We start from the raw sequence: 4,096 nt of genomic DNA on the forward strand, positions 1-4,096 counted from the left end.
GATTGAACTGTGCGGCCCGGCCGCTCTTTGGCCGGGTCAGCACCAGTGAATTGTTATGCTATCTTTTTACTAAGTAGTCTCGACAAAACAGAACAAGTAGTTTTTTCAATGCGTTCCTCGTAGTCCTTGGAGGTATTCCCGAATTCAAGTTTTCTGCCGTTATGTAATAACTGCCAAAGGGCTTCCAGTATGTCTTTCAGACTATACAGTATTTGTTTAATGTCAGAGATATTTGTTTTTCCATATAACCCTGATACCGATTCATCTTTCTTTACAAGTATGTGTGCGAACACTGAGCTTCGAATATTTCTGTACGCCTCATCACACAGCTTGCGAGAAGGAGTTAGCTGACTTTTAAATTTCTTTAAATCCGACATAGCTGGCTCAAAAACATCCTTCAAATAATCATCAAGCCATTCAGGTTTGGAACCATCTTTTGATTTCCTTTTTGCAAGGAAATCAAAATTAGAGGATAAATAAAACTAAATCTACCTTTAATAATCAATTTGCTACTCTCATTGCAAATTTGAATGTGTCCGTGAATTAATAAATATCCATTTTGGCGAAAAAATCTGAATATTTGTTCTCTGAATATCATCTCGTTTGATGAAATACCTCTAAACAATAGCTTGCTATGCCAAAAATTTTCCGACAACCCTTCAGTGAGGATATCTGAAAATTTATTAATATCAGGCTTAAATTTGAAATCGATGCTTCTAGAAAACACTACAATGCCATTTTTAAAATACGCTTTAATCCATAGACTGTAACATAAAAATTCTGAAATAATTAATGCTACCACTATGATAGAAGCAATTTTCTCGAATTCCATTTACTCAACCATAACGCCTAAATTAGCGGCCCGCCCTTTAGGTCCGCTGAATTTGAAAGTTAGGGTTCGCTATCTTTTAGCACGACTAACCAAAGACCTGAAGTCCACTGCGGTTAAAAAACCTCTTAGTTGTGAGATTATGGCGATAAATGAAATTAGAAAGCATGTCATTCTGAGGGACAATAGGATTAAAATCATCATTTGGCTTTCATCGGTATTTCCACCACTTGATGCAATCATTCCGCCTTTAGCTGTTCTCTCGACGAGGAAAAGCAGTAGAATGAGGAAAGCATTAGATAACACTTCCTTTTTTAATTTTGCCAACGCCTCAACTGCTGCCTCAAATTTTGATGAATCAAACTTATCTTTTAGCGATGCTATATCCTTAGTTATACCATCGGTGAAGGCAAAAAGAGCAAAAGAAAGAGCACTGGAAAATAAAGCAACAACAACAAAAGCACCAAGAGTTTCTTCAATAACCGGCACGATACAGCTGTTAAGGCCTTTTATAAGGAAAAAGCATATCCCATATGTAAATATCGAAACAGCTGTTAGTTTTAGAAATTGTTTAAGATTCACGTATTTCCCTTATCGAGCTATAAACTTCTGCGATGAGTCTGGCATCTGACAAGGTTCGACTTGGTGCAGGCATTCCCGTTTCTTGTTCGATACGCCTTTCTTCTTCAATCATTTCCGAAGAGGATGTTGTAAGTTCGATAATCTTCGTATTTTCAACACTAGAATGTCGCTTCTTGCCACCTCTCTCTCCTTCAGTTACTATAGACCATGAACCTTCGCCTTCCGAAATGTAATCAACATAATCGCCTACAGGTTCTTGAGGTATCTTCAAATTTCCAGTTTCATTTAGCAAAGTCAGGTCGATTTCATCTTGGTCAAAAAGCTCTCTTAAAGATTTTAGTGCCTCTTTAGCCCGCTTATTTGTCTCTAATATATTAGGAGATATCAGTTTGAGGTTGACCTTATACAACTTGTTAAATTTTCTTACCACATCCCAAAAGACATCTTTGCTTAGCAGGCCTTCTACAAATATTTTATGGTTGTAGTTTTCAAAAACTTGGTCTCGTAGACCGCGCTGCAAAGCTCTTGCTATTTGTTCAGGCGTGCCAAAACGCCAATCTCTCTGAACGAAAATATATTGGTCTTCAACGTCAAATATAGTTAGAATAGGAACCCAATCATCCTCTGTATGTTCAACGATATCGCCAGGTACTTTCTCGCCCCTTTTAGCAACCCTAAGCTTTGCCGTTTTTCCTACCCAAAAACGTCCGGAAGGAAAGTTATATCCAGCCACAGGTTCAACTCGCTTGAAACCTACAAAGCCATACTTGACTCCATTCAGAAAAAACTCAGTATCCTTATCAATTGCGGCCACAATTGCAGCGCCTTTGGGCTCGGGAAGTTCCTTAGCTAACAAGGAAAGCTGCTGTTCACCGATTAGTGAATACCTTAACACTAAAAAATCTTTGCTTTCCTCCATGAAATCTCCTAAGTTGATTTACTCTAACGTGCCGATAACCAGCCCGGCGAGCTTTTTGCCGGGTCTGCGTTTATTGTTTTGTTATGCAATTACTTCATATGTCCACACAAGAAATGATTCACTAATATTCCTACTCTTCTTGCAACCAAATGCCTTTCATTTTATCGTAGATGGTGTGACCCAATGATCAACCCCCTTATTATCCCTCAAGGAAAGAGCAGGGCCGGTATTATCAACAACTAATAGGGCGCGTTCTTTGGCTTTTTCGCCATACAATGCAAGGCCAGGTTCACCAGTATTTAATACTAAGGCAATCCTTGAGCTGCCGCTTTTGTCTCTTAAATTCAAACCTGATGTTCCTAATACAGCGCTTGCACCACCAAGCTCATCTCTCATAACCAAGCCCACCATCCCCTTGTCTTCATCCAATGAAAGCACAGCTCGCTCAAACCCCCGTTGATCGGTTAACACGATACGCGTGCCACGTACCTCACCTAAATTCTTGCTTTGTGCAGAAATATAACCGATGGGATTAACCATAATAATAAAAGCAAACAATGCAATGAATCCTATCCGTGAAAGAATCTTTTGGCGTTTTACAATTTTCAATTCATTCTCTAGCATTTCTATACGCTTTTCCAAGTTCATTAAATGTCCCTCCTTCTATCTTTTTTGCATAACGCCGCCAACACGCGCAGCTTTGTAGTGAAGGCGAAGCCGAAACGAAAAAGCTGTCGCTGTGCTTGGCCTTGTTAGGCCATTTTATGTCAGCCTCCGAATACCGTAAAACTCAACCAGACGTAAATCCCGTATCCAATTAATAGTACTCCACCCTCCATGCGGCTCAGGCGGCGCCCAGTGTACAAGAACAAAAGCAAAAGCAACGATGTTCCAAGCATGACCCATTGATCAAACTGCAAGATTCTTGCGTGAACCGGAAGTGGCTGAAGTAGAGCGGACACCCCAAGAATCCCCAGCAAGTTAAAGATATTGCTGCCAAGTATGTTCCCGACAGCCACGTCTGCATGTCGCCGAATAGCTGCAATTACCGATATGGACAGCTCGGGTAGAGAGGTCCCCACGGCCACCAGCGTCAGGCCAATTACCGCCTCTGGCACACCAAAGTGTGCTGCAATGCCAATGGCTCCAATCAGAAGAACCTGTGATCCGCCGATTAAAAGCAGCAAGCCAACAACCACTGCAGTTACAGTCCATAACACCGTCTTCGGAATGGTGGAAAGCTCATCTGCTTCAGCTTGGTGAAGTTCACCCGAGGGCGCAGCGTGGAAACTCTCGCTCCAGTAAGCCCACAATAGGTAAGCGCCCAGAGCGACGAGGAATATAGCTGCATCTGCGCGCCCTAGCGAACTTCCTCCAACCAGAACTAGAAACAATACACTTGCTGATACTACCGTGACCGCGTCCCGCCTCAGTGCCAATGGCTTGACCGCCAATGGCGAAATCAAAGCGCAAATGCCGAGTATCAGTAAGATATTGCCGATATTGCTGCCAACAACGTTGCCGATAGCAATGTCTGGTCGCCCTTCCACCGCAGCATTGACTGAGACCACCAATTCAGGAGCTGAGGTGCCGAACCCTACTATTACGAGTCCGCTTAGCAACGGCGATACACCGAGTCGCTTTGCCGCTGCCAGCGAGCCTCGAATTAGCGCCTCACCACCAACGGTGAGTAAAGCTATACCGATAAGGAGAAACAAAATGTTCAGCATATAATTCCTTAGTGATCGGCATCAAGATTGAGGGCC

Annotated in this window: 5 protein-coding genes; all 5 read right to left on the reverse strand. The window is 42.4% G+C overall.

Annotated elements, in window-relative coordinates; genetic code table 11:
* Positions 1-397: 397 nt before the first annotated feature.
* Positions 398-832 (reverse strand): hypothetical protein, encoded by a 435-nt coding sequence (locus tag MRX98_RS21455; protein ID WP_246915103.1) that lies wholly within the window; start codon positions 830-832, stop codon positions 398-400.
* 69 nt (positions 833-901) lie between these two features.
* Positions 902-1,411, reverse strand: a complete 510-nt coding sequence (locus MRX98_RS21460; RefSeq protein ID WP_246915105.1) for a hypothetical protein — start codon at positions 1,409-1,411, stop codon at positions 902-904.
* Positions 1,401-2,330 (reverse strand): DUF4747 family protein, encoded by a 930-nt coding sequence (locus MRX98_RS21465; RefSeq protein WP_246915108.1) that lies wholly within the window; start codon positions 2,328-2,330, stop codon positions 1,401-1,403. Before MRX98_RS21465 ends, MRX98_RS21460 begins: the two co-directional genes overlap by 11 nt.
* 156 nt (positions 2,331-2,486) lie before the next feature.
* A complete protein-coding gene (locus tag MRX98_RS21470; RefSeq protein WP_246915110.1) occupies positions 2,487-2,978 on the reverse strand; it encodes a hypothetical protein in 492 nt (163 codons plus the stop codon).
* Between the two features lie 119 nt (positions 2,979-3,097).
* The gene (locus MRX98_RS21475) at positions 3,098-4,060 is read right to left on the reverse strand and encodes a calcium/sodium antiporter (protein ID WP_246915113.1); all 963 of its coding nucleotides are present in this window, start codon (positions 4,058-4,060) and stop codon (positions 3,098-3,100) included.
* Positions 4,061-4,096 lie beyond the last annotated feature (36 nt).

The sequence above is a fragment of the Desulfatitalea alkaliphila genome (assembly GCF_022968795.1).
GTDB lineage: Bacteria > Desulfobacterota > Desulfobacteria > Desulfobacterales > Desulfosarcinaceae > Desulfatitalea > Desulfatitalea alkaliphila.